Source organism: Puia sp. P3, assembly GCF_050632245.1.
Classification (GTDB): Bacteria; Bacteroidota; Bacteroidia; order Chitinophagales; family Chitinophagaceae; genus Puia.
In genome coordinates, this window is the sequence record NZ_CP192583.1 from 460,520 (window position 1) to 480,937 (window position 20,418).

Consider the following 20,418-nt stretch of genomic DNA (forward strand, 5'->3'; position numbering starts at 1 on the left):
TTCCCGCTAACGATCGCGAACTGGCAACAGCGGGACTGCTGGCGGCTGGAAGTTTTGCTCGGGCCGATCAAAATAAGGGGACACCACCCCTCGTTTCCATTCGTCTCCATGCTTTTTTCGGGGGATTCCTGGATTATGGGCTTGTTTGGATCCTAATTGCAGATGTGCAGATACCTCCCAACCCCGGCCTGTTGGTAAAATCTATACGGAGCCGCGGCCCTGGTGTGAATGTGGGGCTCGGGTATTAGAAGTTTTTACCTGCCGCCATTGCGGACTACTATTTCTTGGAGGAATCCCCGATGATCAGGTTGGCAGTCTCTGGCCCTGGAGTAGTGATTTGACTGGCGAGCGGGAGGATATCCGCGGTTTCCGGATTTTCGGTGTCGAACCTGCAGACGGCAACGCACTGGCCAGTTTCCGATCGGTGAGGTCTACTATGATTTGTGAAGAAACACACGAATTCCATCGATCGGTATATGAAGTTGTCGCGGCAGCCGAAGGCGACGAGGCCATCAGCCCATTCCCGGCACAGTGCCCCCGGTGTCAGAAACACCGAGCCCCAGGGGCCGGCGGACGGGAGGTTATTGAGCCTTTGCGGACCCGCGGGGTACAGTCATTCGCCACAATTGTTGAAGAATCTTTCCGATTCCAGCCGGCGCAGACTAATCTCCAGCCGAATTTTGGAAAAAAGCTATGATCTTCAGTGATTCAAGGCGAGAAGCGTCAAAATTGGCCAGCGATTTAAAGGACCATCATCATAATGAGCTATTTCGGCAATGTCTTTATCGTATTCTTTGCGAATGTAAAGTTTGCAACGGCTCAGGTATCGAACATCTTCCTGCCGATGGCCCACCTCGCATTGGCCGAGCGCATATTCCAACAACTGTCGTATGCAGGACTTGCAATGGTTCTTTGATTGAGCTAAATCCGGGCCCCTTGAGCTACCATCAGTTAAAGCAACGTCTCCTCGAACTGCAGTTAGAAAAGGGGATTGACCCGTCCAGGCAGAGAATTAGAGATTTTTTGCAACGATGGAGACGAACTGGGAAGAGACTTTTCGAAAAGCGGAATTGTTCTTCAACGCTGATCTTTTAAAAGAAGTTACGGATGAAGCATTTTCCTTTGGTCCCTTAGGACTTGGAAAATGGGAGGTGCCTATAATGTATAATGGGGCGATTGTATCAGATATCGGTGAATTCCCGAATCTTTCGACGGAGGAATCGTATAGGCTCTTACAATCAGCTATTCGCTTGCTGGCAACTGAAAACGTAGTCACTGCGCCCGAGCCCGGCAATCCCTGGAGTGGGGTAGAGATGACGACGGTGATGATATTGTCCTCTTGTACAAGCGTAATACGACGCAGCGATTGTGGGCCACCCAAGACCTGGAGTGGCGGGGCCGGGTCATACCATTTAACGTTTCTCAGAATAGGAAATTGGGTCGATATGTTACAGCAATTTCGCACCGGCTTATGGGCGAAGGTAGAATTGCATCTGAAGATCTTCGCCAGGTCTGGGTCAACGAAATGGACAATCTGCTATGGGAAACGTTGGTCAGTTTCCAAATACTCACCCCAGCAGGTCCTGTTTTTTCCAGTGGGGCTCGACGACTCGTTCCTCATGGAATACGCTTGAATAAGTTTGTATTGAGCCCCTCGCTCCAGAAAGTCTTTGCCAATGTAGTTCGTGCAAATATATAATTGCATCTCCATTACTAAACGTATGCCTTCGATGTGGTCAAACTGCCGCTCCTATTTTGCAGGACCAAATTCGAAATTATTTCAGGACGAACGCAGTTTACGGACACCCGGCGAGCGGATTAGCCGATCCTTATCCGTTCAAAGTGAGTGAGCACACTGCCCAGGTGAACTCGACTGAAGCCCGAAATGAGGAGCGATGGTTTCAGGACGTTTTCCATGATAGTCAAAATCCTCAGGATGTAAGGGTGGATGCCCTCTCTGTGACTACAACGATGGAAATGGGCATCGATATCGGAAGCCTCTTATTTGTCGGTTTGAGAAACGTTCCTCCGACCGTCGCCAATTATCAGCAAAGGGCAGGACGGGCTGGCCGCCGCGGCAGTGCGTTAGCGACTGTTTATACATTTGCTCAACCACGCAATCATGATCAATATTTTTTTCTAAACCTAAAGAAATTGTAAGCGATCCCCCTCGAGTTCCCTCGTTGAATTTCGATAATGCTATTGTAGCAAAACGTCATTTCCGATCGATGGTTTTACAGGCTTTTTTTCCGAGGTAGATATCAACGATCCGCAATTATTTAACATCTGGGGAAGCACCCGAAATTTTTTGGACCAACATCTGAACCAGCGCCTGCAACGGTTCATTCAAAATAACCGGGAAGATATGATCCGGCGTTCACGACTGATCATTAGCCCCATGTTACATGCATCGATCATACCTTGGCTGGTCGAACTGCCCAGCGAAATCCAACTGTTCTGTGAGGCCAGAGACAGGGATGATCAATTGTTCGAGAGTTTACTAAATAGTGGCCTGCTGCCGAAATATGCGTTTCCCATTGACGTCGTATCGCTAACAATACCGACCGATCAGGCGAGTACCATGGAAGAAAACTCAAACGACACGCTTCAACGGGATTTGAAAATCGCGATAGCGGAATATGCACCCGGTGCCGAGATAGTACGCCAAAGCGACCAACGTACCTATAAGTATACCAGCGTAGGATTACATGATCCTTTTGAAAGGGTTCCCTCGTATGTAGGGCAGGGATTAGTGATTGAATGCCCAGTCTGTCAGCATGCTTTGGTCCTTCAAGGCCCGAACGCACAAATTCCGGCGGTTTGCCCTGTTTGTGCATCAGAAAGACTCAATTCGATGACCTTTATCCGGCCAAAAGGTTTTACTGTTGATGGCGCCTTGAACAACGGCGGCCGAGAACCTTACTATTCTCAAGATGGCGTTGAGCGGGGCGCACCCGTGTCGTCAGCGAAACTGCTGATGGGCGAGAACTCTGTAAGATCGGAGCACCGTGAATCGTGGCTGGACGGGCGCCTGAACTCCCTCGTTAGCGTTGGAGGTCTGCTAATTGTAAATAAAGGGCTGGACCCTTCGAATCCGGGATTTAATCTATGCCCTACCTGTGGAAGACAATTAGATCCTCAAAGTTCGGAGCGGCATCGCTATCCCGCCGACGTGCCACCCAATGCTGGTCATCGACTCGGTCCCCGCAAAGGGCACCGGTGCCCGGTTACACCGCCCTATTCGGACGCGAAATTGGTACTCGCGCACAATTTTCATTCCGAAGTTTTACTAATTGGCGTCAATTTCCCGTTAACGCTTGATGCTCCTTTTACCGACAGATCCGGTTTTGCTCAGTGGCTGTCGTTCGGGACATTGGTGGCAATGGCTGCTTCTCGGATACTACAGATCGATAGTACGGAAATAAAGGTTGGGGTTCGGGCGATTAACCATGGAAACAATCGCATCCACGGCGAAGTATTTTTGTATGATGATGTACCAGGAGGGGCGGGCTATGCAAGGGCCATTCGAGATAATCTGATGACGATCCTAGAAACGGCCTATACAATTGCGGCTACGTGTAGCAACGCAGAGTGTTCTGGTGCTTGCTACCAATGTATGTTGGATTATAAGAATCAATCTTTTCATCATCTTCTGAGCAGAGATTTGGGACGACCCATCTTAGAATATGTGTTAAGCGGACAAACTCCATCATTGGGTAACGCGGAATTTGACTTGTCTGTGGCTAGTTTGTCGGAATATGCGAGAGAAACCTATCAGGTTCTTGTTGAAACGGAGCCGTGGAGATCGAATTATTCCATCACCGTTATCGATAATCAGGGGCGAAGGTGTCGCATCCAAATCATTCACCCTCTTTGCGCGCGGCCCTCGACCGAGGAGCAAAGGCGCCTGGAGAGTGAAACAGGTATTGGCCTCGTGACGTTTACGACATTCGACCTGATCAAGCGGCCGTTTTGGGCGTTGAATCAGCTTCGATTTTTATAGTCAGGATCTTAATCAGTAAAAGCAGTTTTAATTCATGATACTCTTTTTTCTTCTGATATCAATGCCTTATATAAAAAAGATATTCTCAGTGTTCTGTCTCTTCCCGCTTGCCAGACCATCCATTTCCGATATTCTCGCGGAATTATTGAAAAGAGTCTATTGCGATCACTTGATTCACTTAACGGAAGAGAGGCGCTGATCGTATATGTAAAAGGGAACAACAGCGAAGAGCCAATGGAACAGCGAGAGGTGGAATTTTTCACGACTCGAAGAGCCACGGTCAAAGGCGCCCGGGCCGATAAACAAACGGAACTGGTTCACTTTAGTCTCGAATTGGCCGAATTTATTAACTGTGACGTCGTATTTCCTGTCGAGCAATTTGCGAAGCCGCCCTACCAATTCGTTTGCGAGGCCCAGGTCACCACAATAGTGTCAACAAACTGGCACAGCAAAATAGAACAATTGGTTTCTTTCGATGATACGTTATGCGGTCACCTTTTTTATTATTTTGAAATTAAACAGTTGGTTGGTGGGGAATCCTATGCAGTTGATCCCGGTTTTGACTCCCACGATGATGCCAGTTATTTTAGTGTCCGTGAAGGAGAGTCTTACCAACTAGACCTATCCATATATATATCTGAAAGTAACGCTGCGGATTTTGAAAAGTATGAATGTAAACTGGAGTACGATCAGAAGGATTTTCTCATTTCAAATCCAAGCAGTATTGTTATTGGAACGGAGAAGGACAATAGGCGATACAAACTTGTGACAAAATCCATTGATGGAGTACAATCATTTGATTACCTAAAGATCCTTGCACAGAAGACTGACGGAACGGTGGTTACGCCATTTTACGAGACCATTGTAAGGTTTTATATTCGGAAGAGCCGGAGGCGAGCTGTCTTATTCGTGCTTCTAATTTTAGTTAATCTTGTTGGAACAACATTTGTTGCCAATTCGAAGGATTCAACAGGCTTTTTGATCGGCAATATTGCGATAGGACTTTTCCTTGTAGTCTCGTCTGCCCTTGGCTTGTACTACTATTTCAATAAAAGGAGCTGAGAATTCTGGATAAGCGACTCAACTCTTCTTTTCAGCAGGAGGTATCTGGTGTTGGTTTTAAACTTTCGGGCGGCCGTAGAATGCAGGATCTCTTGCCGCGTCACAGGAATCTTTTCCCCACGAATGTTTTTAGTGAACTGTTTTTTGGTCAAATCTATTTCTTTACCATCGGGGAGAATATTCCAATAGTGATCCAAACGCTGATTAAATACGATTTTACCGCCGTAGAGATCATTGATCAGCAAAGCAGTCACCGCGCATTGCCCCGTTTCTGGTAAGTGCTCACTCCATTTGGAGATGTCTGCGGGATAGCAGGTCTGCTTATCCCACGACTGCTGAAGAGCTTTCTTTACTTGTATCGGAATCGTATGCTTCACCTTATTATAAAGTTATCAATTTGTAGACCAAGGACAATATTTTTGATCTGGTTTTTAAAAAAAATATCGGACCTTTAAGCCGGATAAACTATCCAACTAATTAATAAATAATCAGTTATATGGCGACAGAAAAGGAAGTGAAATTAGAGGCGTTAAGGAAAAACCACCCAGATATGCATCAAAAGATTATGAACGGCGAGATGACGATGACTGATGCCTACAATGAAATTAAACGTCAGCAATTTGGAGTTAGCGAATACCGGGGAAAAAGCACCAAAAAAAGGAGTTCTCGACTGACTTTAAACGGATCATGGCGCTACACGACCCCTCCCCGGAAGAGCTCATTGAGGAGATTAAGAAAGCGTTCCCCTTGACGTGGAAGACTTTTATCAGTGTAAAGGGATGATAAACAATGTTTTAAACAAATTACTGTAAAAATTTTCTAATAATGGAAAACTTTTATAGCTTTCACCGTTTACTTATATATAGATCGATAGCAATTTTATAATTTTATCAATCTGCGGTGGGTTTATTCAAGTCTGGGCATAGCCTGGAGCGAACAGATAAACTGGTCAGAAGAGATCCCCCACAGTTAAAACCAAGGAGGATCAATGAATACCCACCTCAATGCCGGCATTGTTGCCGTCCTATTCGTACGCTACCGCTCCGGTAACGTTTCCGACAGTTTCCAGAAAATTTTACGCTATTTCCAGCCGACAATCAATGAGTATGCTTACTCATATCCCGACTTCTGGAGGGCGGATTTCGTCCAGGAGGGGGTAATAGGGCTCCATAAGGCGCTCGAAGCATTCCCGGATTCCAACCCCCGGCCGACTTTGTGTACTATGCGCTGAAAGCAATCAAGTCAAAAATGGTCGATTTCTGGCGTTCGACCATCGAAAAAGCACAACTGAAGGTTCAAGATCACGACCAGGATGGCAATCCTACGGTCACCGCTGTACCATTCTTTGTCCAAATAGAAACGACTGTTGACCCTGACGGAGAGTCTGAAAGCGTCATAGATAATTTCCCCCATCGTGTGAATTATGTATCTTCCATCACTGCGTCCATCGACGTTTGCTACGTGCTGGAGAAAGCTATCCAGAATCCAAAACTTTTCAGTGAAGACGACAGAAAGGTCTACCAGATCTACTATAAGGAGGGGTACAACGTTTCGGAAACCGCCGAGTACCTCGACGTGTCTGTCTCCTATGCATCCAAAATGATAACAAAGACCACACAGAAAATAAAATACATCTTGTCCGAATAAATGTCAATTATTATGGCAACACGCAAGCAGACCGGATTACAGAGGCAAGATGCCTTTGTTAAGAGCATGAACGACCAGAACTTTGATTTTGGCTTGGTCATGACCCAAGCGTTCCTGAAAGGGATCCGCGATATCGGCTACAAAAGCACGGCCACAGCGCTGTTCGAAAACATCGATAATAGCATCCAAGCGGATGCGGAAAATATTCATCTGATCTTTGACTTCGACAAAGGGAAGTCAGGAAAATCGCATCCGGACCGTATCGCAATTGTCGACGACGGCCATGGCATGAGCGGAGAAATGCTACGGATTGCAGTTTTGTGGGGAGGTTCGGATCGCCTAGACGACCGGGAAGGAATGGGTAAATATGGTTACGGTCTCCCGTCCTCCTGTGTCAGCATCGGGCAACGTTTTACGGTAATCTCCAAGCGAGCCGATGCGGATAGGTGGCACTCGGTTGTCATAGATATCGAAGAAATTGCAAATAAAAACCCCGACTATATAGACTCGACATCCGGAAGAATTGTCGCTCCAGAGGCTAAGCAGGCTATTGTTCCAGATTTTGTCGGGAAATATGTTAAAGCGAAGGCTCAGAGTCTGAAACTCGAACATGGGACGATCATCATTATCGAGAAAATTGACCGGCTCTCAAAAAGTTCGCTCAATCCGCTGAAGAAATTTCTAAGCCTTGAAACCGGGATCACCTATCGCAATTTTCTTCGAAAGACAAATATTTTCATAGATGGTGAAGCGGTACAGCCTGTAGATCCACTTTTTACTACCGAAGGTTACCGCTATTATGACGAAAATGACCTGCGGGCAGAATCACTGCCCTCTATCGATATAAAAGTGCCAATTAAAAGCGAAAAGGATAAGAGCGGCATTGTCAAAGTTCGTTTCTCCTATATGCCCTATGGCTTTCTGGGTGATAAAGGCGGAATAGATCCTGAGGAGCAGCAAAAGGATTCATTTGATGGGGAGGATTCCGGCGAAGATGAAAATAAACGCAGTAAGACGAAACGTCTTACTATCCGAAAACACAACAATGGGATTATATTTCTTCGGAGGGGACGGCAAATAGACGTCGTAGACTCGAAGTGCCCCTGGACTAAGTTTCAGAACAACGACCGGTATGTAGGTGTGGAAGTTGATTTTACCCCGGAATTGGACGAGGAGTTTTCCATCACGACCTCTAAACAGCAGATTGTTGCATCTGAACGGATTTGGAACATATTACGTGATAATGGCGTGTACGAGGCGATTCAGCAAATGCGCAATAGGTATAAAAAGCAGTCTGAGGCTGCCAATCAGGCCAAGGAGAATGCCATTCAAAGTTCGCCGCAGAAGCGTGACGAATTTGCCGAAAACCTTATGAAAGAATCGGCTAGCTATTTTGAATTGGACAAGGATTCCCAACCACAAAATGTCAAAAAGGAGGCGGCGGAGAATTTTGAGAAGCAAGTAAAAAAAATTGCTAAGGAAACGGGGATGCCGGAGGAGGCCATAAAAGAGCAACTGGAAGTTCAGGTCGAAACTAGGCCTTATAAGCTCGATTACTTTGATGAGTTGGAAGGGCCTTTCTTTCGCCCCGAGCAAATGGGTGGCCAGGTAATAATCCATATCAATAGGTCTCACCGATTTTATACTAGCTTGTATAATAATCCTCAAACCAACGCATTGACGAAGAATGCACTGGCCTTGGTCGTCTTCGTGTTGGGGCATTGCGAGCTCAGGGTGACCGATGAAAATAGAAAATTGTATAGAATTGAACGGAATGCTTGGTCGGTTAAACTGGAGACGACGCTGGAGACCCTCAGTAAGCACTTGATGAAGAGCATCGATGACGATGTAGCAGAAGAAGAATTGACAAGCAAGGAGTCAAGCAAGCGAAAGTAGGGACTAGGTCCTCATTTTTAAGTCAACAGTTATTCTATGGAACAACGAAGCCTAATTGACATAAAACATTTTATCATAGCGACACGAGACTCAGGGTACAAAAGCACGGCGTCCGCGATCGCGGAGGTGATTGACAATGCTATCGAATCCGGCGCAAACGCTATTCAGGTCCACATCAAGCGGTCTAAATCTTCTTCCGATGATGAATATGAGATTGCTGTCCAAGACAATGGCGTCGGCATGACAAGTGATGAGTTGCACCTGGCCCTTCAATTTGGGGGTAGTACTCGATTTAATTCCCGCCGGCAACTGGGGCGCTACGGGATGGGCCTGCCAAATAGTTCTCTCAGCCAATGTAAAAGGCTTGAGGTGGTAACCTGGCAGGATCCCTCGGTTTTTATATTCAACTATCTTGACGTCGATGAAATGGTGGAAAATGGATGGACGGAATTGAGACCGAGCCAGTCCGTTGCTACTCCCCCTTGCCAGTGACAAGTGGATCGGGGACTATTGTTGTATGGAAGAAATGCGACCGATTGAGTTTTAAGTATCATAAAATTCTTACGAAACATTTACAGTTAGAGTTAGGCAGAGTATTCAGATATGCGATCTGGGCAGGCGTGGATATTCGGATCGAACGGGAGAAGCTAAAGGCTTTTGACCCGCTATTCTTGCGACCGGGCGTTAATTTGCTTGGGGCCGTAGGATATGGTACGGACCTGATCTACACCGTCAGAATACCTGGGGATGAGGACAGGACGTCGGAAGTTAAGGTGCGTTTTACCGAATTGCCGGTTTCTATCTGGGCGAACTTAACAAATGATGAGAAAAGAAGGCTGCAGATCTCTAAGTGTGCGGGGGTAAGCGTCATTCGTTCAAACCGGGAAATCGACTATGGATGGTTCTTTATGGGAGAGAAACGAAAGGAGAATTACGATGATTGGTGGCGCTGCGAAATTTCGTTTCAGCCAGATTTAGACGAGGTGTTCGGAGTTACTCATACGAAGCAGGAAATCAAGGAAACAGAATTCATGTTGGGAATTTTAGTGCCAGATTTGGAACAGATAGCTCGGGCTCTTAATAACAGGGTTCGGCTCCAGTTTATAGAGTTGAAAAAAATAGACCTGCTACCCTTTCAAAGAATCAATTAGAAAGAACCGACGTTTATTTGCCTGAAATAAAAGTGAAGTCCGGCGACGACGACGAGCCAACATTTCATCCAGTTAGCGTAAAAGGACTACGCTATGAGATCGTCGCAAAGGAGCTAAGTGACGATGTTTTCTTTGATGTGGAATATGTAAACAATAGAGTAGTTTTGGCAGTGAATACAGCGCATTTGTTCTATGACAAGATTTTTAAGGCACTGCATGAGCGAAAAATAAAAAATGCCTCAGATTTTCTTAAAATTGTTGAATTGATCATCTTCTCAGCTGCTCGGTCTGAGCTATCCTTTTCTGGCAAAAAGGACGCTGGAGCTATTTCTGAATTCAAACGCGAATGGAGCGCGCAACTAAAAACTTTCATCAGTTAAATGCAAAGGGAAATCATCAATATTAATCCGAAATTATCGGAAACGCACCGGGTAGAATTTTTGGGCTTTTGTAAGCGAATTAAGCGAAAGATACAAACACGTGAGTATGAAGACAGGGTGTTAATATTATCGGCGGAAAAAGCATCGGTTAATAAGCTATATCGTGGGAAGGCATTTCATTCGAATACTGATCTGGTTTTCATGGAAAATCTCATCCTGGACCTCCTTTTTCAAGACTGGAATCTCGTAATTCAACGGGGCCAGATTCAACTGGAATTGGAGGTCTTGGACGCAAAGGATAAAAACATGGACAATGAAAAGCTCAAAACCCGGAGAAGACATCTGCTTGCGCGTGACGCCCAACTAGGCATTTCCTCAGTGAAAGACTTCATAAGAGGCATGGAAAAGAGAAGATTGACAACAACAGGTTGGCACTCCATTTTTTCGGTAATGCGTGATGGGGTAGACTTAAGCCGAAAATTACGATTGGTCAGCAATTTTACCAACGACCAGGATCGAGAAGAGTATTTGCAAACAATTGTTCGACCAGTAATTCAAATCGTTGAGCCCGGAGAAAGGTGTCACGAAACGGGGCTATTTCTTTCGGATATTTGGCGGTATTTCAGACATACTTGGGTAAGCGAATATAAATCGCTACCAGGCAGAACGATTTCAATTCTCATTAGGGACAGTGCTGTTCAAAATAGCCCCGTCATCGGTATTGCCGCCCTAGGGAGTTCCGTCGCGCAGCAGACATGTCGGGACAAATGGATAGGCTGGGATGGCGATGCTTTCATGGAAAGGATGTTGAAGGAGCCGACCAACAAGTATGCCAAATGGATAGTAACAAGTCTCAATGATCTACTGAATGAAATTTATCTCAAGGACTTTTATCGAGAAAAATAGTAACTCCGGGCGACTTGAAAAAGCCGACCAAGGAGAAAATAGAAAGACTTCGCAAACTCGCGCTGATCTACAAGCAAAAACATCTCAATAACCCTCATTCAGCTAAGTTTACCAGCGGAAATGAAGACCTCAGTTGGAAGGAACGGGCGGAAAGCTTTTTATTCAAAAGCAAGCGAGCGACATTGCTGGCAGAACTGATGACAATAAGGGCCGTATTCAACAAGTATGCATTTTCTGGACATAACAAAAGGGAATTAGAAACGTGTTTGGAAATGAAGGACTTTAGGGAGGCGGTGCAGAAATTGGTGAGGAAGGTGAAATCTATCCATGTAGGCATCAATATGATGGATATTATTATTTGCGGATCTGTAGCACCATACAATCACATTTTGGGTGGAAAATTGGTTTGCATGCTTCTTACCAGCCCTGAAATTACGCAATACTATAACAAAAAGTATAGAGATGCCATTAGCCTAATCGCCTCCTCGATGAGCGGAAAAGCGGTCAACAGGAAGCCTAACTTAGTACTCCTTGGAACAACCAGCTTGTATGGAATTGGAAGTAGCCAGTATAACAGAATAAAGATTCCGGCAGAGACTATAGATGGTTTGAAAGGCAGTTTTATAGAATACAAAGAATTGGGGTTTAGTGAAGGGTATGGCTCATTTCATTTCAGCAACGATACTATAGTCATCGCGGATGCTGTAGTAGGGAGAGAAAAAGGGCGATCAAGAGTGAACAGCATTTTTGGCGAAGGGGCCAATCCTCTTATTCGTAAACTCAAAGATGCATTCGAATACTTAAAACTGGACAGCGGACCTATCTTAAAACATAGAAACCAAAGAGTGGTATATGGTATCGCGCTAGCCGAAAATTTCGGCGATATATTACTCGGTCTCGCTGAAAGACCAAAGTATTTTGTGCCACAATCCAACAGTGAGGAAAAATCCAGGTTGCTCAGTAATTATTGGATCAAGCGCTGGCTGTCGAAAAGGGTATTGAGTGACGAAATTTTGCAAAAGGTATCGGAACATACCTTATCTTATCCCATTAGTCATGGTGCGAGGGTCGTATCGAATGACCCCGAAGAGGTAAGTGGTACAATGTTAATTCAATTTAATGACAAGTAGGTTGATTGGCTAATTTAGCAGTGTTAATTCAACTTCCAATCGGCATTTACCGCGACAGGTGGTGGTATTGTTGCTCGCTCTCAAAAGGGCTAGCTGTGATTTTGTGTGGAAGAAATTTAACGATGAACATGAAGCATTTCAAATATAAGAGGGGAAAAACAGAAATTGAGTGCGACGAGGACTGTAATAAGGACATCGTTAGACTTGCTACACTCAACACAATTTTCTATTGGATTGCGCGATTGTTACTCATTGTCCTGGCCATCATTTACCAATTGCGGAGCAATTCCTAATAGAATTACTCCTGCATTCAATGCTACGTCCTTCGAGGGTTGTATGGCATTCTGACAGCAGGTTAGCCCTGTTCAAGTAATTGAAAGATATCATTAATTGTTTTGTCATAATATTTCAGCCCCGTCGTGAAGATTGACATTAGTTTTAGAAAATCGCCAGCGTCGTGGTCACTACTCTTATCTCGCGATAGAGCGCTCATCGGGTTTACATATAAGGGATATAACAACTTTCCAAAGCTATATCCCTTGGAATACATGTCATTCGTCTGCTCGATATAGAACTTAAGTCGAATCGATAGAAAGGACTCTCCTTCGCGCTCTCCGACCTCTCCCATTCTTGTCAATACTTTAATTGAAGCATTCTCTGTTATACCAGTGACGGTAGCCTTTTGAAATTCGTCGAAGAGAGGTGGGTACTTACGTGCGAGAATTTTCATGGTCCATACGCAAGCGAATAGCGTTGCCTCGACTTTTTCGAATTCGCTCGGGATTCGGTTTTCGAGGTTGTTCCACAGCAAATGAGACAATTCGTCGGAAAGTGTGAACAATTTGTTGCCTGGAGAAAGAGAGTCGTTCTCAAGAACGGAAGTCAGTTTTTGGGAATCAATATTCGTCATGCAGCGCTTACGTTTTGTTGTCGGCGACAAGATAAAACATTTCTTATGTGCATTCCGAAGTCTGTGGGAAAAGGTAGCAACTTTTCAGGCTTTCCTGTCGCTCGGCGCGAAATATCGGTTTGGTCGGCATGCAGTGATGTTTTGTCGTAATTTTGAATGGACTCCAACAAGTCGGATCCTGGGGAGAACACAGAAGAGAAAACAAACCGACGAACTGTCCGGGATGGGCCGAGGTTTTGGTGCAAATCTGGCGCTTCCTGTCTGGACCTCGACATCCCTAAATAATTGGAAATCAACATTTATTATTTTCTGTATTGGGAAGTAGCGGGGCGCTTTTGATGCACGGTTGATGCGTGATATATTCTTGAGCCCCTGGTTATCAGGGGTTTTCTTTTGCCTTTATTTGCCTTCTCTTGCTTTTAGTGGCCAAAATATTGTTACCAAAGTTGGGACGACGGTGGAGTTTGGGGTGATCTTTAGGTTATCGCCTTGTATTTTGATACGCTTTGATACAGTATGATACGATTTGATACGGTATGATACATTTTCCAGCTCAAGGCCCGTAGATTATTTCTGCCTTTTTCGTGAAATTGTTTTTTTACTATGGTTGATATAACTAATACATTAGTTAGCTCTTACATTTATTAATTTCATACACAAAAGAGAAATTATCTTGTACTTTCTCCAACAACAGTATAAGTATACGTAACACCAGCTTGAACACCCGCAGAACAATCCGGTCCACATGTTTTGGGAAAGAATATGCTATTTGCGCGGGTGAGAAGGGATTCTGTAAATTTGTTCATGATCAGTCATTTTTATATAGAGCTGGAGGATAGTAGTCCGTTAGTTTGGAGAAGGATTGTTGTACCGGCCGAGTATACGTTATATAAGTTACACATGGCGTTCCAGGGGGCTTTTGGTTGGGAGAACAGCCATCTGTTCCAGTTTTGCGAGAAGGATCTTACCGACGCAACCGGATATGGTGTTCCCTATGGACTGGATACAGATACAGAGATCATTGATGCAAGAAGGACTAAGATCAGCCGGATATTTAAGAAACCCGGAGACCAATATTATTACATTTACGATTTTGGAGATTACTGGAGACATCGCGTCACCTTTGAGAAGAAAGAGGCAAAAGAGATGTCTTCTCCCTGGTGTATCGGAGGTGCTGGTGCCTGTCCGCCTGAAGACGTGGGTGGAATGCACGGTTATCAGGAAATGGTGAAAATGTTGAAGATCTCTGGCGATAAGGAGTTAAAAGAATACCGGGAATGGCTGGGACTTGTTAAGGGTGAAAAGTGGGACGCCGATTTCTGCAGCATCCGGGAAGTGAATAAGAGGCTATGTTTACTAGAGTGATACAATATGTTGATTTTCAGTATATTGTTTGAGTTTTCAGGCTTGATAATTGTATTGTTATTACGGCTTATGAGCCGGATCCGGGTATCTGAGAGCCCGGTTTCAAATCAAAAAGAAGTTAATTATGGAATGCGCATTGTGTAAAGTCGGAACTACAGAAAAGGGAACGGTAACTGTGACCCTTGAAAGAAACGGGTCGATTGTATTGATCAAAAACGTTCCTGCAGAAGTCTGCACCAACTGCGGGCACTATTATCTTTCGGAAGATACCACCCGGGCAATTATGCAAACGGGGAATGACGCTATTGAGAAGGGGGCCGAGCTGGAAGTTGTGAAGCTGAAAGTAGCCTGATTTCCTTGTTACTAATCTGTGATTAAACTCGCTAAAACCCGCTAGAATCGCGGGTTTTCACTTTCTGTATTGTCACCTGTGGATATTAAACTAATCAATTCTATGAACTGATATTCAATGAGGGAAATTAATAGTGAAATAATCGGATGATCTTCATATTTTGGTAGAGAATTTACTCATTTGATCTGTAGAAAAGTGGACAAGACTGCATTTCTTCAACGACTTACTGCTGACTCGAAATTGACCGTCGATTTGACGAAGAGTTTTTGTATGAACCAATTTCCAGATACCCATTTGTATACTATCGTGCCTAATAGCTGGATGATAGATCTTAATGATGAACATCTCACGAAAGATGAAATCTTCAATTTGCAGAGTTGGCGTTTGCATAAAGGTAGAGCACTTGCTGCTAACGATGTAGCGGAGTTGATGATTCATGACTATAAGATACCAGCATGGATGAATTTATCGGTTTGGAAGATTACAAAAGACCATACCATTTTCGAAATATTTTGTAGTAGACGATTAAGGGAAGAGCCTCCAGAGGTATTTCATATTCAAGTAGCATTGCCTCCTTACTATGAAAAAGGTGTTCAATTCGATGTGAACTGGCGATCGGCTACGGGAAAAGAGTAACAAATTAGTTTTTACGGACACATTAATTTTTAGGAAGGACACATTGTCGGCTCCCCCGAACTCCGGCCACAAGAATTAGAGTTACCAATTGAATGAATTGTTAACTTTAAACTTGAATTATGAAACGCAAACAATTTACAGAAAGTCAGATTGTGTCAGCCCTGAAGCAGCAGGAAGGGGGCATTTCCGTGAAGGATATCGCCCGGGATCTGGGGATTAGCGAAGCTACCTTTTACAATTGGAAGTCGAAGTACGGCGGCATGGAAGTCTCTGATGTTAAACGGCTGAAGGACCTGGAGGCCGAGCATGCCGAGTTGAAGAAGATGTATGCCGAGCTTAGCATCGAGAACCGGGCCATGAAAAACCTAATCGAAAAAAGCTATAACGCCTGCGGAGAAACGGGACGCGGTTGGTTACCTGGTTGAACAGGAGCAACTGAGTGTTCGCAAGGCGTGCAAGATCGTAGCCATCCCCAGAAGCACCTACGAATATAAATCCATGCCCAAAGATGATGTACCGGTCCAGGAGGCGCTAACGGCGTTGACAGAAAAGCATGTTGACATTGGGTTTTGGCAATCCTATCATCGATTAAGGAATAAAGGGTTTATGTGGAATCATAAGCGGATATACAGGGTTTATACAGAGATGAGGCTGAATATCCGCAGAAGGGCTAAAAGGCGGCTACCAGCCCGAATCCGGGAAGCGTTATTCCTTCCGGAAGGGCCTAACGAGGTCTGGAGCATCGACTTCATGAGCGATGCCCTGGTAGACGGTCGAAAGTTCCGGGTATTGAACATCATAGACGATTTTAACCGGGAATCATTGGCTATTGAGGTAGATACCTCCCTGCCAAGCCGACGAGTTATCCGGGTGTTGGAAAGGATCATCGCACGCCGCGGCAAACCGGCCTGCTTGCGGACAGATAACGGGCCAGAATTTATCAGTCATTTGCTCCAGGGAATGGTGCGAGGCTAATGGAATCAGGCTAGTCTATATCCAGCCGGGAAAGCCAACCCAGAACGCTTACATAGAGCGTAAAAACGGAACCATGCGCCGTGGACTGTTGAACGCCTACTTGTTTTACAGTCTGCCGGAAGTCCGGATGATGGCTGAAGAATGGCAGCTGGATTATAACACTGAGCGCCCGCATAAATCACTGGGGTATTTATCACCAGTCAAATATGCTGAACAGTATTACCAACGCCAGGTATTACAGGTGAAGCTTTATCCACAAACGGCGAACGGAAATCCTTTCACAATTGAAGAGAGCCGGTTAGTGGATAAAATGGTTGAAAAACAAACCGAAAACTCTAAGTGACGGTGGCGTAGTTTTAAGGGAAGCTTACAACATGCCTAATTTATACATAATAGCAGGATGCAATGGTGCTGGCAAAACGACGGCGAGCTTTACAATCTTGCCGGAAATGCTTAATTGTAAGGAATTCGTAAATGCCGATAGCATAGCTGCGGGATTGTCTCCATTTAACCCTGAAAGCGTGGCAATTGAGGCTGGGCGGCTAATGTTGTCACGGATTCATGACTTGATGCAAGCAGGGGTTGATTTTGCATTTGAGACGACATTAGCGACCAGAAGCTATGTTTCATTGGTCAAAGCGGCTCAACATGCCGGCTATAATGTGACACTTCTTTTCATTTGGCTGGATTCTCCAGAGACGGCTATTCAGCGAGTAACTGATCGAGTTGCGGCAGGCGGTCATCACATTCCGGAAGAGATCGTGAGACGGCGATACCACAGGGGGATTTACAATCTTATTAATTTGTATATACCGGTTTGTAACAGTTGGATAATAGTGAACAATAAGGATGTTGTGCCTGAACTAATCGCAAAGGGCACTTTAACCGGCGAAAATATCGTTCAAAATTATTATATTTGGGATGCAATAAATGCTCAAAGTAAGGAGTATGGAAGATAATAAATCAGAACTTGACCAGTTATCAGACAAAATCCTAAAAGGGATGACTGAAGCTTCGCGAAAATTAGTCGAGGAAAGCGCTGCTAAAGGCCGTTCCCTTGTGATTTCTGAAGGCGGGGAAGTTAAGCGGGTTCCGGCTAAGGAGCTCTTGTCACGAGTTTCCACAAAAGCATAAATTCCATGTCACTAATCTGTTACTAAATCTTCGTAAACACCCTGTTAACGGGCGTTTTCATTTTCTGTATTGGGAAGTAGTCGGCGGGCATTTTGCCCGCGGTTGTTGCACGATATTTTTGAGACCCCTGATTTCCAGGGTTTTTATTTTGCCGATAGTTGCTGACTTTGGCCTATAGTGGCCAAAAGGTTTTTACCAAAGTGCATTAGAGTTTATCTATGCTTTTGGTATTGAATTCTGCCGTCCAGACTCGGGATTATTTCACGGAACATGGCCACGAGAGATTTGAAGCCTTCTTCATTGCCAGCATAGGAATTTATGGAGTCCAACGCTGTTTCCCCTTGCCAATCTCTTTTCTCCAGGTCCGCGCCATGAGATACCAAAATTCGAATTATTTCTATTGCTTCGGGAGATGGGGAATCCCGACCGCTTTGTAGCATTCCGTCGATTGCCCCGTCCATTGCCAAATGCATTGGCGTCCGACCAGATTCCAGTTCGGCATTTACATTTCCTCCAGCTAAAAGGACCTGTTCGAGCATTTCAGGATCATCGCTAGTGACGGCGGATGCCATTGCGAGGGGGCCGAAGTATGCATTTTTCTGCAAGTAATTGTCTTCTTTGAGAAAATAAGAGCCGTCCCCTTCGAAATCATAACCTTTTCCTATGCCAGGACTTGAAACATACGCCCATCCCCGGTTTCCGAGGCACGAATTTATCTTTTCAATGTAACCATTCACTATATTGTCAGGGAGATCGAATAGATCGTCTGAATGTAGCAGTGGAAGCAGTGCATCGAAGTTGGCTAAATCAATTACCAGAAATGAGGCGGTATCTGTCCCAAAAGCAGTGATTGACTTGTTGATGGCCTGCTTTTCTATTGCTTCGCCCTGCGCTTCGCCAGAGTCGTAGTGGGTGACCAATATAGGATCAAAGTCATACGTTTTGACGTCCTCTTCCAGTTGCCTGAAGCCAATAAGTGAACCTCCGCCATAGGGGAAGACTCTTTTTTCTACCTCCTTAATGAAGCTTTTCATATCGGAACGGGGGATATCCTGTAGACCGTCGACGGAGCCGGCGATGTCTTCGAAGTAAGCAGGGTCGATGAAAAGTAACTGCCCAGATATGACATCCATTCGAATTGGCCTTCCATTATTTGAAAACTGGTTCATTTTCGGGTCATTAGTGATTCCATTTGTGAAATCGGAACCAAAATAAATACGGTACGAAGAAAATTAAAAATGCTATGCCGGTAGATAGATTGGTGAGGAGAACATGCACTCAATAAAACACAGGAATATCCTTAAAAACACCTTTAGTAATCAAAACCGACCCCGAAACACCATAAGTGTTCGTCGGATAACCAGCCGTGACCATCGGCGTAAGTCGTCCTGAAAAATCTCCGCTTATATGACCTTTCGTGTACGATGTTACATTAAAGCTGATGCTATCTTTCGGCGCATGTACAAATTCGTCGGTGTTGTTGTAGCTTAGGACAAACATATCGCCATAAGTACTTGTATAAATGTAATTTCCGACTTTTAAACTATCCGTGAAAAATGTAAACGCCAGTTCTCCCGTCGTGCTTAAAAGATCAAGGCTGTAGACAGTGCTGTTTGTGCCCGGATAAAGCGTTTTACTACATCCCAACTGATAACTAGTAGGCGATTGACTATCGGGGTCATTAACAGAAGCTGATACCGCATTTCCATTAATCGCATAACTCATAGTTGCAACATTTGGAGAACCCCGCCCGGCGTTCCGGAATTTTGATCGGCGAGCATAGCATCGGCAATCGATTGCTTGAAACACGACGATAGAAGTAAGATCGCTAAAGAGGCTACGAATAGATGTCTCATAGTTCATTTTTTATTGGTCGTAATCTTTTCTCCCAAAATGCAGGTAAAAAGATAGCCCCAGACTAACGTAATTATCGGAGCCCCCATGGGCCATAATTGTTTCATAACGCAGGTGTAGATCAAGCGGCATGTTCCCTATTAAAAATAGATAGCCTGTACCTGCAGCGCATACCAATCCATGAAATTTGAGGTTTTGCGTATAGCCGTCTACATTAACAGACGATACGCCGTAAATATTATAGCCAATCTGGGGTTCAACATAAAGCCCCATTCCTGATCCATTTAGCGAATAACGATAACCAGCTTTTATGGGCACGACAGCCGTCCCATCCCCGCTGCCCCCATCCTTTAATAAGAACAAATTCGCACCCAGCTCCAGTGTAACATCACTCGCCTGGGAAATGGGGAAAGCCCCTTTGATATACGCGCCGACCCCAAGGGTATAATTGCTTGTATTGTTTCCAACCATCTTGATCACTCCTAACTGGGCTTTTACAGTTGTAACTATCAAGAATAAAACGGCGGTTACTATTCCTTTCAACATAGATTTAGTTTGGTTCGGGGAGTTTATGATGGATTGTTGCGGATAAGCGCTTTTACAGTAGCATGGTTTAGATATTTCTTGATAAATCCATCCGTTTTGAAAATACGTTGACCGATGTATTGAGCTTTGATCATTCCGAGCAGTCCAGGTTGAAAGGTGTTCGTAACCTGCCTAAATGGTGACAGTATCTGATCCATTTCTTTTTCAAGACCTTCCCGCTGGGCCGCGTAGTACATGAGGAACTCATCAATAACCGTTCGTGAAAGAGCAGTGGTTTCATTGCAAACAACACGTAAACTATGGTAATTATTCATGGAAACTTATAGCTTATGCTGCTAAAATAAGTTATTTTGGGCGATGGTTTATTAATGCTGACTTTCAATAGATTATGGGTTTAGTTGGTTAAGCTGAATAATTATCCAAGGGGTGAGTCTGCTCAAAAATTGTTACGTTTTATACTTAAAATTGTCG

The 20,418-nt window shown here is 44.6% G+C and carries 21 protein-coding genes and 1 pseudogene; 16 read left to right on the forward strand and 6 right to left on the reverse strand.

All coding sequences use genetic code 11. The annotated features are described in order from the left end of the window. Positions 1 to 1,755: 1,755 nt before the first annotated feature. The 3 genes from ACQ86N_RS02745 to ACQ86N_RS02755 all read left to right on the forward strand — a co-directional run bounded on the left by ACQ86N_RS02745 (position 1,756) and on the right by ACQ86N_RS02755 (position 5,065). Complete coding sequence (locus tag ACQ86N_RS02745) at positions 1,756 to 2,160, forward strand: helicase-related protein (RefSeq protein WP_431213835.1); 405 nt, start codon at positions 1,756 to 1,758, stop codon at positions 2,158 to 2,160. A 148-nt stretch (positions 2,161 to 2,308) separates the two neighbouring features. Continuing rightward, on the forward strand, positions 2,309 to 4,003 hold the full coding sequence (locus ACQ86N_RS02750; protein ID WP_431213836.1) for a Zn-binding domain-containing protein: 1,695 nt from the start codon (positions 2,309 to 2,311) through the stop codon (positions 4,001 to 4,003). 159 nt (positions 4,004 to 4,162) lie between these two features. After that, entirely contained in the window at positions 4,163 to 5,065 is a 903-nt protein-coding gene (locus tag ACQ86N_RS02755) for a hypothetical protein (RefSeq protein ID WP_431213837.1), read from the forward strand. Here the strand turns inward: ACQ86N_RS02755 and ACQ86N_RS02760 are convergent. Further along, positions 5,044 to 5,442 (reverse strand): YunG family protein, encoded by a 399-nt coding sequence (locus ACQ86N_RS02760; RefSeq protein WP_431213838.1) that lies wholly within the window; start codon positions 5,440 to 5,442, stop codon positions 5,044 to 5,046. The two genes, ACQ86N_RS02755 and ACQ86N_RS02760, sit on opposite strands and share 22 nt — an antisense overlap. A gap of 838 nt (positions 5,443 to 6,280) precedes the next feature. On the opposite strand from ACQ86N_RS02760, the gene ACQ86N_RS02765 reads away from it, so the two are divergent. Genes ACQ86N_RS02765 through ACQ86N_RS02795 form a run of 7 tightly spaced genes read left to right on the forward strand, consistent with a single transcriptional unit; the run spans position 6,281 to position 12,175 of the window. Continuing rightward, positions 6,281 to 6,712, forward strand: coding sequence for a hypothetical protein (locus ACQ86N_RS02765; RefSeq protein ID WP_431213839.1), 432 nt, complete (start codon positions 6,281 to 6,283; stop codon positions 6,710 to 6,712). Positions 6,713 to 6,724: 12 nt separating this feature from the next. Further along, on the forward strand, positions 6,725 to 8,608 hold the full coding sequence (locus ACQ86N_RS02770; protein ID WP_431213840.1) for an ATP-binding protein: 1,884 nt from the start codon (positions 6,725 to 6,727) through the stop codon (positions 8,606 to 8,608). A gap of 36 nt (positions 8,609 to 8,644) precedes the next feature. Then, entirely contained in the window at positions 8,645 to 9,100 is a 456-nt protein-coding gene (locus tag ACQ86N_RS02775) for an ATP-binding protein (protein ID WP_431213841.1), read from the forward strand. A 44-nt stretch (positions 9,101 to 9,144) separates the two neighbouring features. After that, complete coding sequence (locus tag ACQ86N_RS02780; RefSeq protein WP_431213842.1) at positions 9,145 to 9,759, forward strand: hypothetical protein; 615 nt, start codon at positions 9,145 to 9,147, stop codon at positions 9,757 to 9,759. Positions 9,760 to 9,776: 17 nt separating this feature from the next. After that, positions 9,777 to 10,139 carry a hypothetical protein gene (locus ACQ86N_RS02785; RefSeq protein ID WP_431213843.1) on the forward strand — a complete coding sequence of 121 codons (363 nt, stop codon included), beginning with the start codon at positions 9,777 to 9,779 and terminating at the stop codon, positions 10,137 to 10,139. After that, positions 10,140 to 11,045, forward strand: coding sequence for a Druantia anti-phage system protein DruA (locus tag ACQ86N_RS02790; RefSeq protein WP_431213844.1), 906 nt, complete (start codon positions 10,140 to 10,142; stop codon positions 11,043 to 11,045). It begins immediately after the preceding gene. 14 nt (positions 11,046 to 11,059) lie between these two features. Then, positions 11,060 to 12,175: a Druantia anti-phage system protein DruA gene (locus ACQ86N_RS02795; protein ID WP_431213845.1), complete on the forward strand. Its 1,116-nt coding sequence runs from the start codon at positions 11,060 to 11,062 to the stop codon at positions 12,173 to 12,175. A 355-nt stretch (positions 12,176 to 12,530) separates the two neighbouring features. Here ACQ86N_RS02795 and ACQ86N_RS02800 read toward each other — a convergent pair whose 3' ends face one another. Next, the gene (locus tag ACQ86N_RS02800; protein WP_431213846.1) at positions 12,531 to 13,115 is read right to left on the reverse strand and encodes a hypothetical protein; all 585 of its coding nucleotides are present in this window, start codon (positions 13,113 to 13,115) and stop codon (positions 12,531 to 12,533) included. Positions 13,116 to 13,889: 774 nt separating this feature from the next. Between ACQ86N_RS02800 and ACQ86N_RS02805 the strand changes: the two genes are divergently transcribed. From ACQ86N_RS02805 to ACQ86N_RS02830, 6 genes and pseudogenes are all read left to right on the forward strand, one after another. Next, entirely contained in the window at positions 13,890 to 14,450 is a 561-nt protein-coding gene (locus ACQ86N_RS02805) for a plasmid pRiA4b ORF-3 family protein (RefSeq protein ID WP_431213847.1), read from the forward strand. A gap of 124 nt (positions 14,451 to 14,574) precedes the next feature. Beyond that, the gene (locus tag ACQ86N_RS02810) at positions 14,575 to 14,802 is read left to right on the forward strand and encodes a type II toxin-antitoxin system MqsA family antitoxin (protein ID WP_431213848.1); all 228 of its coding nucleotides are present in this window, start codon (positions 14,575 to 14,577) and stop codon (positions 14,800 to 14,802) included. A 195-nt stretch (positions 14,803 to 14,997) separates the two neighbouring features. Continuing rightward, positions 14,998 to 15,438, forward strand: coding sequence for a hypothetical protein (locus ACQ86N_RS02815; RefSeq protein WP_431213849.1), 441 nt, complete (start codon positions 14,998 to 15,000; stop codon positions 15,436 to 15,438). Positions 15,439 to 15,557: 119 nt separating this feature from the next. Next, positions 15,558 to 16,630: pseudogene (locus tag ACQ86N_RS02820) on the forward strand (IS3 family transposase); the annotation flags it as partial. 97 nt (positions 16,631 to 16,727) lie between these two features. Then, a complete protein-coding gene (locus ACQ86N_RS02825; protein WP_431213850.1) occupies positions 16,728 to 17,372 on the forward strand; it encodes a zeta toxin family protein in 645 nt (214 codons plus the stop codon). Then, positions 17,362 to 17,547: a hypothetical protein gene (locus ACQ86N_RS02830; protein ID WP_431213851.1), complete on the forward strand. Its 186-nt coding sequence runs from the start codon at positions 17,362 to 17,364 to the stop codon at positions 17,545 to 17,547. The genes ACQ86N_RS02825 and ACQ86N_RS02830 overlap by 11 nt, the downstream gene beginning before the upstream one ends. A gap of 212 nt (positions 17,548 to 17,759) precedes the next feature. Here the strand turns inward: ACQ86N_RS02830 and ACQ86N_RS02835 are convergent, their stop codons facing one another. From ACQ86N_RS02835 to ACQ86N_RS02850, 4 genes are all read right to left on the reverse strand, one after another. Next, positions 17,760 to 18,716 carry a hypothetical protein gene (locus ACQ86N_RS02835; RefSeq protein ID WP_431213852.1) on the reverse strand — a complete coding sequence of 319 codons (957 nt, stop codon included), beginning with the start codon at positions 18,714 to 18,716 and terminating at the stop codon, positions 17,760 to 17,762. Between the two features lie 109 nt (positions 18,717 to 18,825). Beyond that, positions 18,826 to 19,272: a hypothetical protein gene (locus ACQ86N_RS02840; RefSeq protein WP_431213853.1), complete on the reverse strand. Its 447-nt coding sequence runs from the start codon at positions 19,270 to 19,272 to the stop codon at positions 18,826 to 18,828. 141 nt (positions 19,273 to 19,413) lie between these two features. Then, complete coding sequence (locus tag ACQ86N_RS02845) at positions 19,414 to 19,947, reverse strand: hypothetical protein (RefSeq protein WP_431213854.1); 534 nt, start codon at positions 19,945 to 19,947, stop codon at positions 19,414 to 19,416. 23 nt (positions 19,948 to 19,970) lie between these two features. Then, positions 19,971 to 20,261: a hypothetical protein gene (locus tag ACQ86N_RS02850; RefSeq protein ID WP_431213855.1), complete on the reverse strand. Its 291-nt coding sequence runs from the start codon at positions 20,259 to 20,261 to the stop codon at positions 19,971 to 19,973. Positions 20,262 to 20,418: the final 157 nt, after the last annotated feature.

What these genes read in the sequence shown, in the direction of transcription:
- ACQ86N_RS02835 (WP_431213852.1), bottom strand. Translation starts at nt 18,716, where the DNA reads ATGAACCAGTTTTCAAATAATGGAAGGCCAATTCGAATGGATGTCATA.
- ACQ86N_RS02840 (WP_431213853.1), bottom strand. Translation starts at nt 19,272, where the DNA reads ATGAGTTATGCGATTAATGGAAATGCGGTATCAGCTTCTGTTAATGAC.
- ACQ86N_RS02850 (WP_431213855.1), bottom strand. Translation starts at nt 20,261, where the DNA reads ATGAATAATTACCATAGTTTACGTGTTGTTTGCAATGAAACCACTGCT.
- ACQ86N_RS02790 (WP_431213844.1), top strand. Translation starts at nt 10,140, where the DNA reads ATGCAAAGGGAAATCATCAATATTAATCCGAAATTATCGGAAACGCAC.
- ACQ86N_RS02770 (WP_431213840.1), top strand. Translation starts at nt 6,725, where the DNA reads ATGGCAACACGCAAGCAGACCGGATTACAGAGGCAAGATGCCTTTGTT.
- ACQ86N_RS02775 (WP_431213841.1), top strand. Translation starts at nt 8,645, where the DNA reads ATGGAACAACGAAGCCTAATTGACATAAAACATTTTATCATAGCGACA.
- ACQ86N_RS02810 (WP_431213848.1), top strand. Translation starts at nt 14,575, where the DNA reads ATGGAATGCGCATTGTGTAAAGTCGGAACTACAGAAAAGGGAACGGTA.
- ACQ86N_RS02805 (WP_431213847.1), top strand. Translation starts at nt 13,890, where the DNA reads ATGATCAGTCATTTTTATATAGAGCTGGAGGATAGTAGTCCGTTAGTT.
- ACQ86N_RS02845 (WP_431213854.1), bottom strand. Translation starts at nt 19,947, where the DNA reads ATGTTGAAAGGAATAGTAACCGCCGTTTTATTCTTGATAGTTACAACT.
- ACQ86N_RS02830 (WP_431213851.1), top strand. Translation starts at nt 17,362, where the DNA reads ATGGAAGATAATAAATCAGAACTTGACCAGTTATCAGACAAAATCCTA.